The 17,130-nt window shown below is 77.1% G+C and carries 12 protein-coding genes; 2 read left to right on the forward strand and 10 right to left on the reverse strand.

Going from position 1 to position 17,130, the window contains the following annotated elements:
• Nucleotides 1-28: 28 nt before the first annotated feature.
• The 9 genes from BJP25_RS13965 to BJP25_RS14005 form a co-directional block, all read right to left on the reverse strand.
• On the reverse strand, nucleotides 29-2,242 hold the full coding sequence (locus BJP25_RS13965; protein WP_075975327.1) for a lantibiotic dehydratase: 2,214 nt from the start codon (nucleotides 2,240-2,242) through the stop codon (nucleotides 29-31).
• A 1-nt stretch (nucleotide 2,243) separates the two neighbouring features.
• The gene (locus BJP25_RS13970; RefSeq protein WP_075975328.1) at nucleotides 2,244-2,486 is read right to left on the reverse strand and encodes a phosphopantetheine-binding protein; all 243 of its coding nucleotides are present in this window, start codon (nucleotides 2,484-2,486) and stop codon (nucleotides 2,244-2,246) included.
• Nucleotides 2,483-3,439, reverse strand: coding sequence for a threonine ammonia-lyase (locus tag BJP25_RS13975; protein ID WP_075975329.1), 957 nt, complete (start codon nucleotides 3,437-3,439; stop codon nucleotides 2,483-2,485). The genes BJP25_RS13970 and BJP25_RS13975 overlap by 4 nt, the downstream gene beginning before the upstream one ends.
• Entirely contained in the window at nucleotides 3,436-3,618 is a 183-nt protein-coding gene (locus tag BJP25_RS13980; RefSeq protein ID WP_075975330.1) for a hypothetical protein, read from the reverse strand. Before BJP25_RS13980 ends, BJP25_RS13975 begins: the two co-directional genes overlap by 4 nt.
• Complete coding sequence (locus tag BJP25_RS13985; RefSeq protein WP_075975331.1) at nucleotides 3,615-5,093, reverse strand: amino acid adenylation domain-containing protein; 1,479 nt, start codon at nucleotides 5,091-5,093, stop codon at nucleotides 3,615-3,617. Before BJP25_RS13985 ends, BJP25_RS13980 begins: the two co-directional genes overlap by 4 nt.
• Entirely contained in the window at nucleotides 5,090-7,429 is a 2,340-nt protein-coding gene (locus BJP25_RS13990) for a lantibiotic dehydratase (protein ID WP_075975375.1), read from the reverse strand. Before BJP25_RS13990 ends, BJP25_RS13985 begins: the two co-directional genes overlap by 4 nt.
• Nucleotides 7,430-7,523: 94 nt before the next feature.
• Nucleotides 7,524-8,456, reverse strand: coding sequence for an ornithine carbamoyltransferase (locus BJP25_RS13995; protein WP_075975332.1), 933 nt, complete (start codon nucleotides 8,454-8,456; stop codon nucleotides 7,524-7,526).
• 11 nt (nucleotides 8,457-8,467) lie between these two features.
• Nucleotides 8,468-9,556 carry an aminotransferase class III-fold pyridoxal phosphate-dependent enzyme gene (locus tag BJP25_RS14000; RefSeq protein ID WP_075975333.1) on the reverse strand — a complete coding sequence of 363 codons (1,089 nt, stop codon included), beginning with the start codon at nucleotides 9,554-9,556 and terminating at the stop codon, nucleotides 8,468-8,470.
• Nucleotides 9,557-9,561: 5 nt separating this feature from the next.
• Nucleotides 9,562-12,702 (reverse strand): non-ribosomal peptide synthetase, encoded by a 3,141-nt coding sequence (locus BJP25_RS14005; protein WP_075975334.1) that lies wholly within the window; start codon nucleotides 12,700-12,702, stop codon nucleotides 9,562-9,564.
• A 169-nt stretch (nucleotides 12,703-12,871) separates the two neighbouring features.
• Between BJP25_RS14005 and BJP25_RS14010 the strand changes: the two genes are divergently transcribed.
• Complete coding sequence (locus BJP25_RS14010) at nucleotides 12,872-13,069, forward strand: MbtH family protein (protein ID WP_075975335.1); 198 nt, start codon at nucleotides 12,872-12,874, stop codon at nucleotides 13,067-13,069.
• Between the two features lie 287 nt (nucleotides 13,070-13,356).
• Here BJP25_RS14010 and BJP25_RS14015 read toward each other — a convergent pair whose 3' ends face one another.
• Nucleotides 13,357-13,962 (reverse strand): helix-turn-helix transcriptional regulator, encoded by a 606-nt coding sequence (locus BJP25_RS14015; protein WP_075975336.1) that lies wholly within the window; start codon nucleotides 13,960-13,962, stop codon nucleotides 13,357-13,359.
• Nucleotides 13,963-14,199: 237 nt separating this feature from the next.
• Between BJP25_RS14015 and BJP25_RS14020 the strand changes: the two genes are divergently transcribed.
• On the forward strand, nucleotides 14,200-17,097 hold the full coding sequence (locus tag BJP25_RS14020) for a type 2 lanthipeptide synthetase LanM family protein (protein WP_075975337.1): 2,898 nt from the start codon (nucleotides 14,200-14,202) through the stop codon (nucleotides 17,095-17,097).
• Nucleotides 17,098-17,130 lie beyond the last annotated feature (33 nt).

Consider the following 17,130-nt stretch of genomic DNA (forward strand, 5'->3'; position numbering starts at 1 on the left):
AAGGTCCGGGGTTCTCGGCTTCTCCGGGTCAGCCCCGCTCGCCCGCGTCGAAGGCGACGAAGCGCAGCTCGGAGGTGTAGCGGTTGCCCGCGTCGTCGGTGAGCCAGGACTGCTCGGGCGTGGGCAGCATCTCGGTGAACACCAGGCGCCCGCCGGGCTGGTCGCGCACGAGCCTGCGCACCGACTTGGCGAGGGTGTTCACCGAGATGTGGTTGTCGAAGTCCACGCAGTACGGCCGCGGCTCGGTCGGGGAGACCAGGAAGGCGAAGCGCGGCAGGCCTTCGCGCGCCCGCCACCACCGCGCCTGCACGAACCGCTGCGCCTCGTCCTTGGCGTCGGCGAAGGCCAGCGCGGCCGGGTCGAAGGTCCACGTCTCGCGGGCCACGGCCATCCGGTCGACGGTGATGCGCGGGGTGTGCGCGCCGTCGACCGGGAACCGGAACATGTCGATCACCAGCGTGGTGAGCACGTGCGCGAACACGTCCACCACCGGGAACCGCGCGCCGTCGGGCAGGACGACCTCCAGGTCGTCGCCCACCTGCTCGACCAGGACATCGGCGCTGCGCACGGTCCGCTCGCGGGCGGGGTCGGCGGTGTCGTCGACGAGGGCGACCTGGTAGTCCTGCGGGCGGATGAGCACGTTGCGCACCCGGATCGACAGCTTGGCCTTGTTCTCCTTGGCCAGCAGGGGGACCAGGCGCGGCTCGGGGTAGTCCTCGGTGGTGGCGTCGAACAAGCCCTGCGGGTCGGCGCTCTGGCTGACGAACAGCGAGTTGCCCAGGGTGTTCAGGCCCACGTGCAGCTCGCCGAGCACGGTGTCACCGTTGTCGGCGAACAGGATGTCCGGGCTCAGGTAGCGCGCCCCCGACCACCCGGGTCCCGGTGCGGCGAACAGCTCCGCCACCTTGTCCTCGATGTCCGCTGTGGACACCTGCACCCGGGAACCGGTGAGCGGCGGCAGCACCTCGCGCCACCGGTCCCAGAACTCCCGCTGCACGTCACCGGCGATGGCCTTGGCGTCGCCGTGCAGGACGGGCATGCAGGCGAACCAGAACGAGGCCAGGTCGGTCGGTCCGGTGTAGACCGCCCGCACCTTCGCCATGACGCGCCGGGCCACCTCCCAGGTGAGCCAGCGGGCGGCGGTGAACAGCGGGCGCAGCGGCGCCAGCGAGTCGAGCACGTCCGGCCCCAGCCGCACCTCACCGGAGCGGCGGCAGTCGGAGTACACCAGCGAGCGGCACGGGGCGGTGTTGGCGCCCTTGTCCCGCTTGGCGCTCTCGCCCGCCAGCTCGGTGAACTCGCCCTCCAGCGCGGCCAGCGCCGCCACCAGCGCGTCCGGGTCGGCCGCCGCGGCGGCGACCCGCTCCCGGCCGCGGTCGAGGGTGTCGAGCAGGGCGACGGCGGGCCCGTCGCCCACCCCGGCCCCGGCCAGCCAGTCCCGCACCCACCGGTCGGGGTGGGTGGCCGCGGGCACGTCCAGCCGCCAGGTCACCAGGCGCCTGCGCACCAGCTCCTCGATGGCCTCGGCCGGGCCGACCTCGTCGGCGGGGCGCAGCCCGTCGCACCGGTCGAACACCGCCACCAGCTCGGGCTCCAGCGGCTTGGGCTTGAGCCCGGGCAGGGTGGCCGCGCCGTCCGCCACCCGGACGAAGGGGACCCGCCGGGGCGCGATCCGCCCGCGCAGCGCGGGGTCGGCGTTGACCAGCCTGGCCACCGCGTCGACGGCCCAGCTGGAGAAGAACACGGTGGTCGACTCGACCAGGCCCGCCCCGGCGCGCACCTCGACGCCCCGGGCGGCCTCGTCCCAGCGGCCCCAGCCCACGGGGCCGAAGAAGCCGATCGTGTCGTTCTTGACGCAGAACCGCTGCCAGTAGTGCGCCACCAGCTCCTCGCGCTGGCGGTTCTTGAAGGTGCGGTCCTGCGGCGGACTGGCCAGGAACGGCCGCACGCCGGTGTCGAGGACCCGCCGGTTCTGCCAGGCCACGGCCGCGCGGAAGGCGGGCGCGGCGGCGATCGAGCGCAGCCGCGCCCCGGTCTCCACCGCGCCGTCGGCGAACACCGCCTGGAACTCCTTCCAGGCGGTGCCCTGCAACCGGGCCCCGTCATCGAACTTGTCGGCCGCCTCGGCGAGCCCGGGCGCGGCCAGGTCGAGCGCGCCCGCGGCCGGGAAGCCCGGTCCGCGCACGGCGCACCGCGCCCACAGCCGCCACCCATCGCCGAACGGCACCGCTGGGGTGGTCATGTCACTCCTGGAAGTCGGACTCCACGACCGCCGCGAGGTCGGCCGGGGAGGGGTAGGCGAACACCAGCGCGACCGGCACCTCGACCCCCAGCTCGGCGCGCAGCCGGGCGGTGATCTCGAAGGCGGCGAGCGAGTCGCCGCCCGCCTCGAAGAAGTCGCTGTCGGTGTCGAGGGCGTCGTCGGCCAGCGCGTCCCGGTAGATCGCGGCGATCAGCTCGGGGACGTCGGTGGTCGTGGCGGTCATGTGCGTGCCTTCCGTCCTGGTGGTGTCGCTGCCGCGCCGATCGCGGACAGCGCGAGTGCGGTGTTGCCCCCGGAGGCGATGACCGCGGCCCGGCCCGGGCGCGGGTGGCGCAGCGCGCCCGCGAGCGCCACCGCGCCGCTGGGCTCCACCGGGGCGCCCGCGGCCAGCAGGAGCTCCTGCGCGGCGCGGACCTCGTCGTCGGTGACCGCGACCAGCTCGTCGACCCGGTCGCGGATGACCGGCCAGGTGACGGCGCCGGGCCGCTGCCCGCGCAGGCCGTCGGCCACCGTGGTCGAGGGCGGCAGCTCCACCGGCGCCCCCGCGGCCAGCGAGGCGGCGTAGCGGGCTGCGCCCGCGGGTTCCACCCCGATGACCGCGACCGGCCGGGTGAGCGCGCCCGCGGCGAGGCAGACGCCCGCGAGCAGCCCGCCGCCGCCGGTGGGGACGTAGACGGCGGACAGGTCGGGCTCGTCGGTGAAGACCTCCAGGCCGACGGTGCCCGCGCCCGCCACCACGAGCTCGTGGTCGGAGGAGGGCACGAACACCGCGCCGGTGGCCGCGGCCAGCGCCTTGGCGTGCTCGTCGCGCTCGGCGACACCGCCCGCGACGCCCACCACCCCGGCGCCCAGCGCGCGCAGCGCGTCGGCCTTGGCCTGGCTCGCCCCGGCGGCCATCACCACGGTGACGCGCACGCCCAGGGCGCCGCCGAGCGCGGCGACGGCGATGCCGTGGTTGCCCGAGGACCCGGTGACGACCTCGGCGGCGCCCAGGCCCAGCAGGGCGTTGGCCGCGCCGCGCGCCTTGAACGACCCGCCGCGCTGGCGGTGCTCGGCCTTGACCAGCAGCCGGGTGCCCGGCAGCGGCAGCAGCGGGGTGCGGTGCACGCGCCCGGCGATGCGGGCCGCGGCCGAGAGCACGGCCGCGAACCCCAGTTCCAGCCCGGCGGTGGTCACGGAGCCACCTCCGCCTCGGCGCGGGGCACCGGCAGCCGCTCGACGCGCAGGTAGCGCCCGAGCGGGAGGTGCAGCGCCATCGCCAGGTGGGTGCGCAGGGCGAGGTCGGTCACCGGGTCGAGCCCGGCGGTGACGCGGGTGCCCGCGCGCCCGGTCGGCCCGTGCGGTCGGGTGCTCACACCACCACCCCCTCGGCCAGCGCCCTGCGGTCGGCCTTGCCGCTGGTGGTGGTCGGCAGCCGGTCGATGCGGGTGAACTTCCTGGGCATCATGTGCGGCGGCAGCGTGGTGGCCAGGTGCGCGCGCAGGGCGGCGTCGGCCACCTCGGCGGGCACCCCGGTGACGTGGGCGAGCAGGTAGGTGCGGTCGCGGCCGTCCACGGCGGTGGTCACGACGGCGCCGGTGACCGCGGGGTGGGTGAGCAGGGCGCCCTCCACCTCGGCCGGGTCGACCCGGTGGCCGCGGATCTTGACCTGCCGGTCGACCCGGCCCAGGTACTCCAGGTCGCCGCCCGGGTGCCGCCGGGCCAGGTCGCCCGCCCGGTACATGCGCGCCCCCGGCGCGCCGAACGGGTCGGGCACGAACCGCTCGGCGGTGAGCGCGGGCCTGCCGCCGTAGCCGCGGGCCACGCCCGCGCCGCCGATCCACAGCTCCCCCACCGCGCCGTCGGGCACCGGGCGCAGGTCGGCGTCGAGCAGGTGCGCGACCACCCCGTCGATGGGCGTGCCCACCAGGTCGACCCCCGTGTCCGGGTCGGCGGGCACGGCGTAGCGGGTGGAGGTCATGGTGGTCTCGGTGGGCCCGTACTGGTTCACCAGCCCGCGCACCCGCGCCCGGCCGCCGGAGGCCAGGAACGGCCGCAGCGACTCGCCGCTGGAGACGACCAGCTCCGGGGCCTCGACGCCGTGCTGGACGAGGAAGGTCAGGAACGTCGGCGTCGCGCTGAGCACCGCGGTGGCCCCGTGCTCGCGCACGGCCGCGGCGAACTCCTCCGCCCGCAGCAGGGCCGACCGCGGCACCAGCACCACCCGACCGCCCGCCACCAGCGGGGCGAAGGTGTCGCGGATGGAGGCGTCGTAGCCCAGCGGGGCCAGTTGCAGCACCACCGAGCCGCGGTCCAGGCCGTAGTCGCGGGTGACGAACCGCAGGTAGTTGGTGAGCCCGCGGTGCTCGACGAGCACGGCGTTCGGCGTTCCGGTGGACCCGGAGGTGTGGCTGACGTAGGCCAGCGAGCGCGGGGCGACCTCGGGCAGCGACCCCGCGCGGGGCCCGTCGGCGCGGCCCTGCCCGTCGACCGCGATCTCCACCGGCACCGGCAGGTCCAGCGCGCCGGGGGTGCTCGTCACCAGGTAGCGGGCGCCGCCGCTGGTGACCATGGCCGCCAGCCGGGCCCGCGGCAGGTCCACGTCGAGGGCGAGGAACGCCGCCCCGGCGCGCAGCACCGCCGCCATCGCGATCACCGACGCCTGCCCGCGCTCCACCGCCACCGCGCACACCTGCTCCGGGCGCACCCCGCGGGCCACCAGCGCCCTGGCGAGGTCGTCGACCCGGGCGGCGAACCCGCCGTAGGTCAGCGACCCGTCCGGGGTGGTGATCGCGACGGCGTCGGGGGTGGTGGCGGCGTGGGCGAAGACGTCGTCGAGGAAGGTGCTCACGGCCGGGCCCGCTGCTCGCCACGGTCGGCGGTCGTCCGGTCGGCGGTCGTCTGGTCGACGGCGACGAAGCGCAGCTCGGAGGTGTACCGGTTGCCGGCGTCGTCGGTCAGCCAGGCGTGCTCGGGGCTCGGCAGCATCTCCGAGACGGTGAACCGGGCGCCCGGGTCCTTGCGGGCGAGCCTGCGCACCGCCTTGGCCATGATGTTGACGTAGACCGGGCTGTCGAAGTCGACGAAGAACGGCCGCGGCTCGGCGGGCGAGACGACGAAGGCGAACCGGGGCAGCCCCAGCTCCTCGCGCCACCAGCGGGCCCGGACGAACCGGCGGGCCTCGTCCTTCTCCTCGGTGAAGCCCACCCCCGCCGCGTCGAAGCGCCACGTCTCGCGGGCCACGACCACCCGGTCGATGGTGATCCGCGGGGAGTGGTCGGCGTCGCCGCGGATGCTGAAGCGGTCCATGACCTTGTTGGTCAGCGCGTTGCCGAACACGTCGAGCACGTCGAACTCGGTGCCGTCGGGCAGCACCACCACCAGCTCCTCGCCGCGCGGCTCGACCACCGCGTCGGCGGCGGCGACGTTGCGGTCGTGCGCGGGGTCGCCGGTGTGGTCGACGTTGCCGACGAAGTAGTCGACCGGGCGGCCCAGGGCGGGCCTGCTGCGGGCCGACCAGCGCGGCGGCAGCTCCTTGGGCAGCATCGGCATCACCCGCGGCAGCGGGAAGTCCCGGTCGGTCTCGGCCAGCAGCGAGGCCTGGTCGGGGTGCTGGAGGACGAACAGCGAGGCGCCGATGGTGTTCATCGCCACGTGCATCTCCCCGACCAGCAGCTCGAAGTCGCCGCGCTCGACGTCGGCGGCGTCGCGCGCGACCACCAGCAGGTCCGGGCTGATGTAGCGGGCGATGTTCCAGCCCCGGGCGGGCTCGGCGAACAGCTCGCGCACCCGGTCGGCGATGTCGGCGCTGCGCAGCCGCACCCGCCGGGTGCCCTCCGGCGCGGCGATCAGCTCGGCCCACTTCGCGCGCAGCTCGGCCTGCACCTGCTCGACGTCGGCGGCGGTGTCCGGGTGCGGCACGGGGATGCAGGCGAACCACAGCGCGGCGATGTCCACCCGGCCGCGCTCGGCCAGGATGGCGTCGTAGGCGGTGCGCAGCCGGGCGCGGACGCGGTCGGCGACCTGGTTGGTCATCCAGCGCGCGGAGGTGAGCAGCAGGCCCAGCGGCTCCAGCTGGGAGTGGATGGCGGTGCCGAGGGTGGCCGTGGCCGAGCGGCGGGTGTCGGAGTACACCAGCGAGCGGCAGGGCGCGGTGCGCGCGCCCTTGGCGCGGGCGGCCGAGGAGTGGGTGACCTCGGCGAAGGTGGCCTCCATGGCGGCCATGGCCGCGGCCAGCGCCTCGGGGTCGCGGCCCGCGGCGGCGACCCGGGAGCGGGCGGCCTCGACCGCGTCGAGCTTGGCCAGCGCCCGCTCGCGCGCCCCGGCGTCGCCGATGCCCGCCAGGAACCGGCGCAGCCACCGCTCGGGGTGGGCGATCACCGGCACCTCGATGCGCCGCACGACGAGCCTGCGCTTGACCAGCTCGTCGACGGCCGCCTCGACGTCCTCGGCGGTGGTGCCGACCTCGGCGGCGATCGCCGCGGTCGTGCGGAGGCCGTCGGACAGGTCGAACACCCGCGCCGCCAGGCCCACCAGCGGCTGCGGCGGCCTGCCGGGCAGGACGACGGTCTCGCCGTCGCGGCGGACGTAGGAGAGCCGCCGCGGCGGCACCCAGGCCCGCACGGCCGGGTCGGCCTCCACCGCCTTGGCCACGCCGTCGAGCGCCCAGCTGGAGAAGTACACTGTGGACTCCGCGATGAACCCCTCCCCCGGGTCCACCGCCACGCCGCTGGTGCCCAGGTCCCACGAGCCCCAGCCGACCGGGCCGAAGAAGCCGATGGTGTCGTTCTTGACGCAGAACCGCTGCCAGTAGTGCGCCACCAGCTCCTCGCGCTGGCGGGGCATGCTGGTGCGGCCCGCCGCGGTCGGCGCCCAGTCCAGGAACGGCTTGATGCCGGAGGTGAGCACCTGCCGGTTCTGCCAGGCGACCGCGGCGCGGAAGCCGGGCAGCCGGGCGATGCGCTGCAACTCGTGCGCGGTGGCCACCGCGGCGTCGCCGAACAGCTCGGTGAAGGCCTCCCAGTCCGGGCCGCTCAGCGCGGTGCCCTCGTCGAACTTGTCGGCGGCCTCGGCCAGGCCGTCCGGGGCCAGCGCGAGCACCCCCTCGGCGGGGAAGCCGGGGCCCCGCAGCGCGAACTGGTTCCACAGCCGCCAGCCACCGGCGGCGAGCTCGACGTTGTCGGACATGGCCATCTCTCTTCTGCTCTGGGGCTTGTTCCACGAGTGGTGGGCGCCTGCCCGGGTGTCGTCGGGCCGGGTCGCCCCGTGCGGGGCGGGCTGGTCAGGCGGGGAGGCGGCCCGCGCACCACTCCAGGACCGCCCTGGCGCTGTGGTGCTTGTTCTCGGCCTGGGTGAAGGCGATGCTCAGCGGCCCGTCGAGGACCGCGGCGGTGACCTCCTCGCCGCGGTGGGCGGGCAGGTCGTGCATGAACACCGCGCCGGGGCAGGCGGCCATGACCGCGTCGTCGACCTGGAACGGCGCGAACACCGAGCGCCAGTCCGGGTCCGGCTTGCTGGTGCCGGTGGTCTGCCAGCGGGTCGTGTAGACCACGTCGACCTCGGGCAGCTCGGCCATGTCGTGCCGCTGCTCGACCAGCGCCCCGGTGCGCGCGCCGTGCACGGCCGCGCGCCGCAGGAAGTCCTCGCCGACGCCGTAGCCGGGGGGCGTGCGCAGGTGCAGCTCGGTGCCCGCGAAGCGGGACAGCGCGAGGGTGAGCGCGGTGGCGGTGTTGTTGCCCTCGCCCACGTAGAGCACCCGGATGCCCTCGACCCGGCCGAAGTGGCGCTGGAGGGTGGTCAGGTCCGCGAGGGCCTGGGTGGGGTGCTCCTCGGCGCTCATGGCGTTCACCACGGCCATCCGCTTCTGGTCGGCGAAGGCGCGCAGCTCCGCCTCCGGGCCCGCGGTGCGCGCGACGAGCAGGTCGAGCATCGACGACAGCACCGCCGCGGTGTCCTCCGTGGACTCCCCGGTGTTCTCCTGGAGGTCGTCGGGCCCGTAGGCGATGGTGTTGGCCCCCAGCCGCAGCGCCCCGGCGGTGAACGCGGTGCGGGTGCGGGTGGAGGTCTTGCGGAACAGGGTGCCCACGACCAGCCCGGCCAGGGTGCGCTCGCCGTCGGCGGCGCCCGCGGCGAACCGCGCGCCGCGCTCGACCACCGCGCGCAGGTCGTCGGAGCCCAGGTCGTCGATGGAGATGAGGTGCCGCCGCTCGGTCATGTCGTGTCTCCTCACGGGTGGTCGGGTCGGGTGGCGAGCAGGGCGCGGTGCAGCACCCGCAGCCCCCGGTCGAGGCGGGCCAGGTCGGTGGCCGGGGCGGGGGTGGCGGTGAGCACCGCCCCGCTGCGGCCGACGAGCACGCCGCCGGTGAAGGCCGCCGCGCGCACCGCCTCCGCGCGCACCGGCCCCAGCTCCAGGCCCAGCAGCAGGCCGCGGCCGCGCACGGCCACGCCGGGCAGCGCGGCGACCTCGGCGCGGAACCGCTCGACCCGGCGGGCGACGACGCGGCGGTCGGTGCCGCCCTCGGCCCACAGCTCGCACCCGGTGATCGCCGCCACCAGGGCCAGCTGGTCGCCCACGCCGTCGCCGAGCGGGGTGGCCCCGGGCAGCGCGCAGCCGCCGCGCAGCAGCAGCAACGCCAGCGGCGGGCCGTAGCCGCCGGTGGGGGCGCTGGTGATCACCACGTCGGGCAGCGCGCCCGAGTGCTGGAAGGCGAAGTACGGGCCGGTGCGCCCGCCCGCGGTGGCCGTCTCGTCGACCACGAGCAGCGCACCGGTCTCGTCGGCGGCCGCGCGCAGCCCCGCCAGCCAGCCCGCCGGGCCCTCGTGCAGCCCCTCGGCCTGCACCGGCTCCACCACGACCGCCGCGGGCGCCGGGTGGGCCAGGCGCGCCAGGTCGGCGCGGCCGTGCTCGATGAACACGGTGCCGGGCGCGCCCGCCAGCCGGTCGTGCGAGCCGGTGAAGGCGACCACGCCGTCGCGGCCGGTGCGCTCTGCGGCGAACCGCAGCGCCGTGGCCAGCGGGTCACCGCCGACCGGGTGCACGTCGAGGTCGAGCCCGGCCGGGGCCAGGACGGTGCGGGCGAAGGTGGCGCGCAGCTCGCGCTCGGTGCTGGTGGGCAGGCCCGCCCCCGCGCCGACGGCGTCGGCGGCCAGGTGGGCCAGCAGCCGCCTGCGCAGCCGCGGGTGGTTGTGCCCGGGGGTGAGCAGGCCGCCCGCCCCGGTGAGGTCGACGAACAGCCTGCCGTCCTCGGCGCGCAGCTCGGCGCCCCTGGCCCGGTCGAAGACCGGCGCGCCGGTCGCGGTCGTCGCAGCGGTCACCGCGCTCACCTGACCCCGGCGCGGCGGCGGGCGGTGAGCGCGGGGACCGCCGAGCGCTCGGCCACCGCGGGGTAGCCGCCCAGCGCCGCGGCCAGCGCGGCGACGGTGCTGTGGTCGAACAGGCCGCGCACCGGCACGTCCACGCCGAGCCGGGCGCGCAGCCGCACCGCGACCCTGGTGGCCAGCAGCGAGTGCCCGCCCAGCTCGAAGAAGTCGTCGTGCGCCCCCACCCGCTCGACGCCCAGCACCTCCTGCCACACCTGCGCGACCGCGCGCTCCTCGGGCGTGGCGGGCGCGGTGGCGACCTCGGCGGCCCGCGCGCGCGGCAGCGGCAGGCGGGCGTGGTCGACCTTGCCGTTGGGGGTCACCGGGAAAGCGTCGAGCACGACGAACGCGGCGGGCACCATGTAGTCGGGCAGCCGGTCGAGCAGGGACGCGCGCAGCTCGTCCACCACCACCTCGCCGCGCGGCACCACGTACGCGGTCAGCTGCGGCTCCCCGGTCGGCGTCGGGGTCGGGCGCACGACGGCGGCGCGGACGGTGCCGTGGCGCAGCAGCGCGGCCTCGATCTCGCCGGGTTCCATCCGGTGCCCGCGGATCTTCACCTGCCGGTCGGCGCGGCCCAGGATCTCCACCGACCCGTCCTGGCGCCTGCGGGCCAGGTCGCCGGTGCGGTAGAGGCGGCCGCCGGGGGCCGTGGCGTACGGGTCGGGCACGTAGCGGTCGGCGGTGGCGGCGGGCCTGCCGCGGTAGCCGGTGGCCACGCCCCGGCCGCCGATGTAGAGCTCCCCCACCGAGCCGACGGGCACCAGCTGGAGGTCGGCGTCGAGGAGGTGGATGGTGTAGTTCGCCAGCGCGGACCAGTCCGCGACGGTGCCGTCGGCGCGCATCCTGGCGGCGCTGGCCCACACCGTCGCCTCGGTGGGGCCGTAGAGGTCCCACACGGTCGCGCCGCCCGCGGCCAGCCGCCGCACCAGCTCGGCGGGCAGCTTCTCCCCGCCGGAGAGCACGCGCATGCCCGCGCGCGGCAGCCACCCGTTGTCGGCCAGCATCCGCAGCGTCACCGGGGTGGCCTGCAGGACGGTGGGCCGCTCCCGCTCGACCAGGGCGATCATCCGCTCGGGGTCGCGGGCCTGCTCGGCGTCCGCCAGCACCACGGTCGCCCCGACCAGCAGCGGCGAGTACAGCTCCAGCACCGACGGGTCGAACGAGATGGTCGTCAGCGCCACCACCCGGTCCGCGGCGGTCATCCCCGGGCGGGCCGTGGCGGCGGTGGCGAAGGCGGTGAGCGCGGCGTGGTCGACCACGACGCCCTTGGGGGTGCCGGTGGACCCGGAGGTGTAGATGGCGTAGGCCGGGTCGTGGCCGGTGGGCCGGTGCGCGGGCGGGGTGGCCGGGCGGGCGGCGATGGCGGCGCGCTCGGCGTCGACCAGCAGCACCCGGGCGGTGGTGGCGGGCACCCGGTCGCCGAGCCCGGTCTCGGTGAGCACCAGGCGGGCGCCGGAGTCCTCGACCATGAGCGCGACGCGGCCCGCCGGGAAGTCGGGGTCGACGGGCACGTACGCGGCGCCGGTCTTGAGCACGGCCAGCAGCGAGGTCAGCAGGTGCGGCCCGCGGTCGAGCAGGACCGCGACCAGCTCGCCCGGCCCGGCGCCCAGGGCCGCGAGGTGGTGGGCGAGCCGGTTGGCGCCCGCGTCCAGCTCCGCGTAGGTGGTGTCGCCCGCGGCGCTGGTGATCGCGGTGGCGCCGGGGCTGAACAGCGCCTGCGCGGCGACCAGGTCCACGATGGTGCGGTCCGGCAGCGCGGTGGTGGTGTCGTTCCACTCCCCCAGCAGCTTGTCCCGCTGGCCCTCGGGCAGCAGGTCGACCACCGCGGCGAGGCTCTTGGCGCTCGCGCCGGGCCGCTCGACCGCCGCGGCCAGCACCCGCACGAACCCGTCGGCGATGCGGGCGGCGCGGTCGTGGTCGAACAGGGCGGCGGCGAAGTGCAGGCGGGCGTTGACCGTGCCGTCGCGGCGGACGTTGACGTCGAAGAACAGGTCGGTGGGCGTGCCGGTGGCGGGCGGCTCGACGAACTCGGTGGCCAGGCCCGGCAGCGTGGTCGGGGCGCCGACCTCCAGCAGGGAGAACGACACCTGGTAGACGGGGTTCCTGGACAGGTCCCGCTCCGGGGACAGGGCGTCGACGACGCGCTCGAAGGGCGCCTCGGCGTGGGTGAACGCGCCCAGCGCGGCCGCTCGCACCCTGCCCAGCAGCTCGTCGAAGGTCGGCGCGCCGGACAGGTCCGCGCGCAGCGCCACGGAGTTGACGAACAGGCCGATCACCTTGTCCGCGCCCGCTTTGAGCCGCCCGGCGACCGGGGTGCCGACGGCGAAGTCGTCCTGGCCCGCAGCCCGGCCGAGCACGGCCTGGAGCGCGGCGAGCAGCACCATGTACCGGGTGCAGCGCCGGGAGCGGGCGAAGCGGTCGGCGGCGGCCAGCACCTCGGCGGGCAGGTCGAAGTGCACCACGCCGCCCGTGCCGTCCCAGGTCGCCGGGCGCGGCCGGTCGGTGGGCAGGTCCAGCGGGGGCACGCCGTCGAGGGTGGTGCGCCAGTAGGCCAGCTGCTTCTCGCTGCGCGCGCCGCTGAACCGCTCGCGCTGCCACCGCGCGTGCTCCACGTAGGACGGTGCGGGGGCCAGGTCGGGGGCGGTGCCGGTGGTGTGCGCGCGGTAGCCCTCGGCCAGCTCCGCGGCGAAGATGCCCCAGGAGGTGCCGTCGAAGGCGATGTGGTGGACGACGACGATCAGCAGGTGCTCGTCGTCGGCGACCCTGGCGAGGGTGGCGCGCAGCGGCGGGCCCGCGGCGAGGTCGACCGGGCGGCGCACCTCGGTGGCGAGCGGGTCCGGGTCGTCGCTGCGGTGCAGCACCACCTCCACGCGCTCGTCCACCACCGCCACCGGGCCGCCGTCCACGGCGGCGAACCGGGTGCGCAGCGCGTCGTGGCGGTCGACGACCCCCTGCAGGGCCGCGGTCAGCGCCGCGACGTCGAGGTCGCCGCGCACCCGCACGGCCAGGGTCAGCAGGTAGTCGGGCGCACCGGGCTGCAACTGGTCGAGGAACCACAGCCGTTCCTGCGCGAATGACACCACTCGTGCGCTGTCCACCGGTGCACCTCCACGGATCTGTCCTGCTGTGGCACCGAGCGTCGCCCCTGGGCGGGCGCGCGGACAGGGAAGGAGCCGCAGTGGCCGGACTGCGCGTTCGTCCCTACGACCCGCCCGGGCGGCGGGGGACGCTCGTGGGGCCAGGAACCCCAGCCGCAGGAGGACAGACATGACCGACGACGGTGTCTACCGCGTCGTGCGCAACGACGAGGACCAGTACTCGATCTGGTGGGCCGACCGCGACCTGCCGCTGGGCTGGACCGCCGAGGGCACGACCGGCACCAAGCAGGAGTGCCTGGACCACATCAACACCGTGTGGACGGACATGCGCCCGCGCAGCCTCCGCGAGCAGATGGCGGGCGCCTGAACCACGACCACCCTGGGGCGCGCGTCGCGCCGGGGAGCCGGGGGTGAGGGGGACAGGGGCGCGGACCGTCCCCCTCATCCGCCCCCGGACCAGGTAAGCACCGAGGAAAGCAGCCGAGCACAGCGGAAGGGGCGCACCGGATGTCCAGCACGCCCCTCCCGGCCGTGTTCCCACGACCCGCCGCCCACCCCCTCGTCCCCTTCCGGCACCGTCCCCGACCCGGCGCCGGGGCCGCCCGCCCCGCGCACCGGCGGACGAGCGGGCGCCCCTCGCTGGGTGAACGGGTCCTAGAGCAGACCCGCCCGCAGGGCGTAGGCCACCGCGTGCGCGCGGTTGCGCAGCCGGAACCGGTGGGTGATGCCGTGCACCACGCCGGTCACCGTGCGGGCCGAGTAGCACAGCCGCTTGGCGATCTCGCCGGTCTCGCAGCCGTCGGCCACCAGCCGCAGCACCGCCCGCTCCCGGTCGCTGAGCCCGCCGCCCGCGGGGTCGGCCAGCGGCGCCGCCCGGTGGGTGAGCAGGGCGGCGAGCAGGTCGGGCGGGGCCGTGCAGTCGCCGGACGCGGCGGCCAGCACCGCCCGCGCCAGCCGCGGCCGGTCCGCCTCGCGCCTGCGCAGCAGCCCGGACGCGCCCGCCACCACCGCGCGCACCGCGTCGGCCGGGGCGAGCTCGGTCGCCACCAGCACCACCTCCGGGGCGTGCGCGGCGGCGCGGGTGGCGCGCACCAGGTCGAGCACGCGCTCGTCCACGGCGTCGACCACCACCACGGCCACCCCGGCGGGACCGCCGGGCGCGACCACCTCCAGGTCGGGGGAGCCGCGCAGCGCGCCGACCGCCCCCACCTCCAACACCGGGTCCAGGGCCACGACCCCGACCCGCACCAGACCGGACATGCGTCCTCCCGCCTCGCGCCTACTGGGCGGCCCCAGCCTCGCCCGCGGTGCCGAGGACCCGCATCCGCAGCGGACCCGCACATTCCAGCGGCGGCCCGCAGCCGCCCCCACCGGCCCCGACACCACCGCTGACCTGCGCAGACGACACCGGCCCCGCACCAGCGCCGCGGGCCGGTGGGCAAATGTGCGGGCATCGCACGCATGACCCGCGGGTCGCGCCGCGGATACGTTCCCGCCGTGAGTTCAGCGACTTCGACCACCGCGGCGGACCGGCCCCAGGCCCGTCCCACCCAGGCCTGGTGGGCCTGCGGCCTCGCGGTGCACGAGCGGGGCACGGCCCCCGGCGACCCGGCCACCGGGGCGGGCAAGCCCGCCTGGGCCGAGGTCACCGAGCGCGCCGTCGAGCGCGCCCGCTTCGCCCTGGTGGGCGAGGTCGAGTGGCGCGCCGGGTTCGCCGAGCTGCTGGCCCCCTTCGCCGACCTCGCCGCCGAGCGGGTCAGCGCCGCCGCGGGCGCCGACGTCGACGCCGCCGCCGTCGCCGGTGGGGTGCGCGCCGAGCTGTCCCGCCGCCTGGTGGCCATCGCCGCCCGCACGCTGGTCACCGAGCTGCACCGGCTGCGCGCCGAGGGCGCCCTCGACGGCGCCGACGGGGCCGCCCGCTTCCAGGACTTCCTGCGCCGCACCGGCACCCCGGACGGGCTGGCCGGGCTCTTCGGCCGCTACCCGGTGCTGGCCCGGCTGCTCGCCCAGGCCGCGTCGAGCACCGCGGCGGCCACCGCCGAGCTGCTGGGGCGGCTGGCCGCCGACCGCGCCGACCTGGTGGCCGCGCTGCTCGGCGGCACCGACCCCGGCCGCGCGGTGGCCGTGGTGGCCAGCCGGGGCGACCGGCACGCCGGGGGCCGGTCGGTGGCGTTCGTGGAGTTCGCCGACGGCCGCTCGGTCGTCTACAAGCCGCAGGACCTCACCCCGCACGTGCGCTTCGCCGGGCTGCTGTCCACCCTGGGCGGCGACGGCCTGTTCCCCGGCACCGCCGCGGTGCTCGCCCGCCCCGGCTACGGCTGGACCGAGTTCATCACCGCCGCCCCGCTGGCCGACCGCGCCGCCGCCGACCGCTTCCACCACCGCCAGGGCGCGCTGCTGGCGGTCCTGCACGCGGTGCGCGCCACCGACGTGCACTACGAGAACCTGATCGCCCGCGGCGACGAGCCGGTGCTGGTCGACATCGAGACCCTGTTCCAGCCCGCGCTGTCGGCGGCCGGGTCCGGCGACCCCGCCGCCGACGCGCTGGCCGAGTCGGTGCACCGCACCGCGCTGCTGCCGGTGACCTTCGTCGGTGAGCAGGGCGTGGCCGACCTGTCGGGCACCGGCGGCGACGCGGGCGCCTCGCCCGCCACCGTCGTCGACTGGCTGGACGCGGGCACCGACCGGATGCGGCTGACCCGCCGCCCGGCCACCATGGCGGCCGCGGCCAACCGGCCCGTCCTCGACGGCGCGCCGGTCGACCCGGCCGCGCACGAGGCCGCGCTGCTCGCGGGCTTCCGCGCGGGCTACGACCGGCTGGTACGCGGGCGGGCGGCGCTGGTGGAGTTCCTGCGCGGCTGCGCCGACGTGGCGGTGCGCGTGGTCGTGCGGCCCACCTGGGTCTACAGCACCCTGCTCGACGAGACCACCCACCCGGACCTGCTGGCCGACGCCGCCGCCCGCGACAGCGCGCTCACCGTGCTGCACCAGGGCCGGGTCGGGCACCCGCTGCTGGAGCAGTTCCTCGCCCACGAGCTCACCGACCTGTGGGCGGGCGACGTGCCGCTGTTCACCGCGGTCGCGGGGACCGGCGAGCTGCGCGCGGCGGGCGGCGCGGTGCTGCCGGTGCCGCTGCCGCTGACCGGGCTCGCCGCCGCGTTGGAGACCGCCGACCGGCTCGGCGCGGTCGACCGGCGCGACCAGGAGTGGGTCATCTCCGCGTCGCTGGCGACCCGGGGCGCCGCCGAGGGGCACCCGCAGGCGCCCGCGCTGAGCGGGCCCGCCGAGGGCGCCGCCGGGCTGCCGGACGAGCTGCTGGCGGCCGCGAGCGGCATCGCGGACCGGATCGTCGCGGGCGGCATCGCCGCGGGCGGGCGGGTCAACTGGCTGGGCCTGGAGGCGGTCGAGGACCGGCACTGGCTGGTCATGCCGCTGGGCGCGGGCCTGGGCAGCGGGCACCTGGGGGTGGCGCTGTTCCTGGCGCAGCTGGCCGAGGTCACCGGGATAGGGCGCTACGCCGACCAGGCGCGCGCGGCCACCGCGGGCGCGCCCGCGTTCGTCGCCGCCCTGGCCACCCGCCCCGACCTCGTCGCCGCCATCGGCCCCGGCGGGCTGCACGGGCTGGGCGGCATCGCCTACGGCCTGACCCGCCTGGGCGCCCTGCTCGACGCCCCCGAGCTCACCGACGCCGCCGCCACCGCCGCCGGGCTGGCCGCCGCCGCCGCGACCGCCGGGAGCGAGCCCGGCTGGGCCGGGGGGCTCGCCGGTGGCCTGGCCGCGCTGACCGCCGTGCACGCCGAGCTGGGCCTGGCCGAGGCCGCCGCGGGCGCCCGCCGCTGCGCGGACCTGCTCGTCGAGCACCCGGGGGTCGACGGCGGCGGCTTCGCCGACGGGGCCGCGGGCGTCGGCTACGCCCTCGTCCAGCACGGCCCGGACGACGCCCACCGCGGCGCGGGCCGCCACCTGCTCGCCACGGCCGCCCGGGGCGGCGACGGCGCGGACCTGCCCGCGGGCTGGTGCCGGGGGGCGGCCGGGTTCGCGCTGGCCCGCGCCGCGGCGCCGGTGTCGTCCCGGTTGGACCCGCCCGCGGCGTTCGCGGGGGGCCCGGTGCGCCGCGACCTGTCGCTGTGCCACGGCGAGCTCGGCACCACCGAGGTGCTGGCCGCGCTCGCAGGCGCGGCGGACCGCACCAGCGCCACGGCGACCGCGCTGCGCAAGCGCACCGGCCTGGTGCTGGGCACCCTGCGCAGGCACGGCCCGCTGTGCGGCGTGCCCGGCGAGGTCACCACGCCCGGGCTGCTGACCGGGCTCGCGGGCATCGGCCACGGACTGCTCCGACTGGCCGCCCCCAAACGGGTGCCGTCGGTGCTGCTTTTGCAGAAGACCCCCGCGTAAAGCGGAAACCAACCCTGCCAGAAGAATCGCGAA

This window comes from Actinokineospora bangkokensis (assembly GCF_001940455.1).
Classification (GTDB): Bacteria; Actinomycetota; Actinomycetes; order Mycobacteriales; family Pseudonocardiaceae; genus Actinokineospora; species Actinokineospora bangkokensis.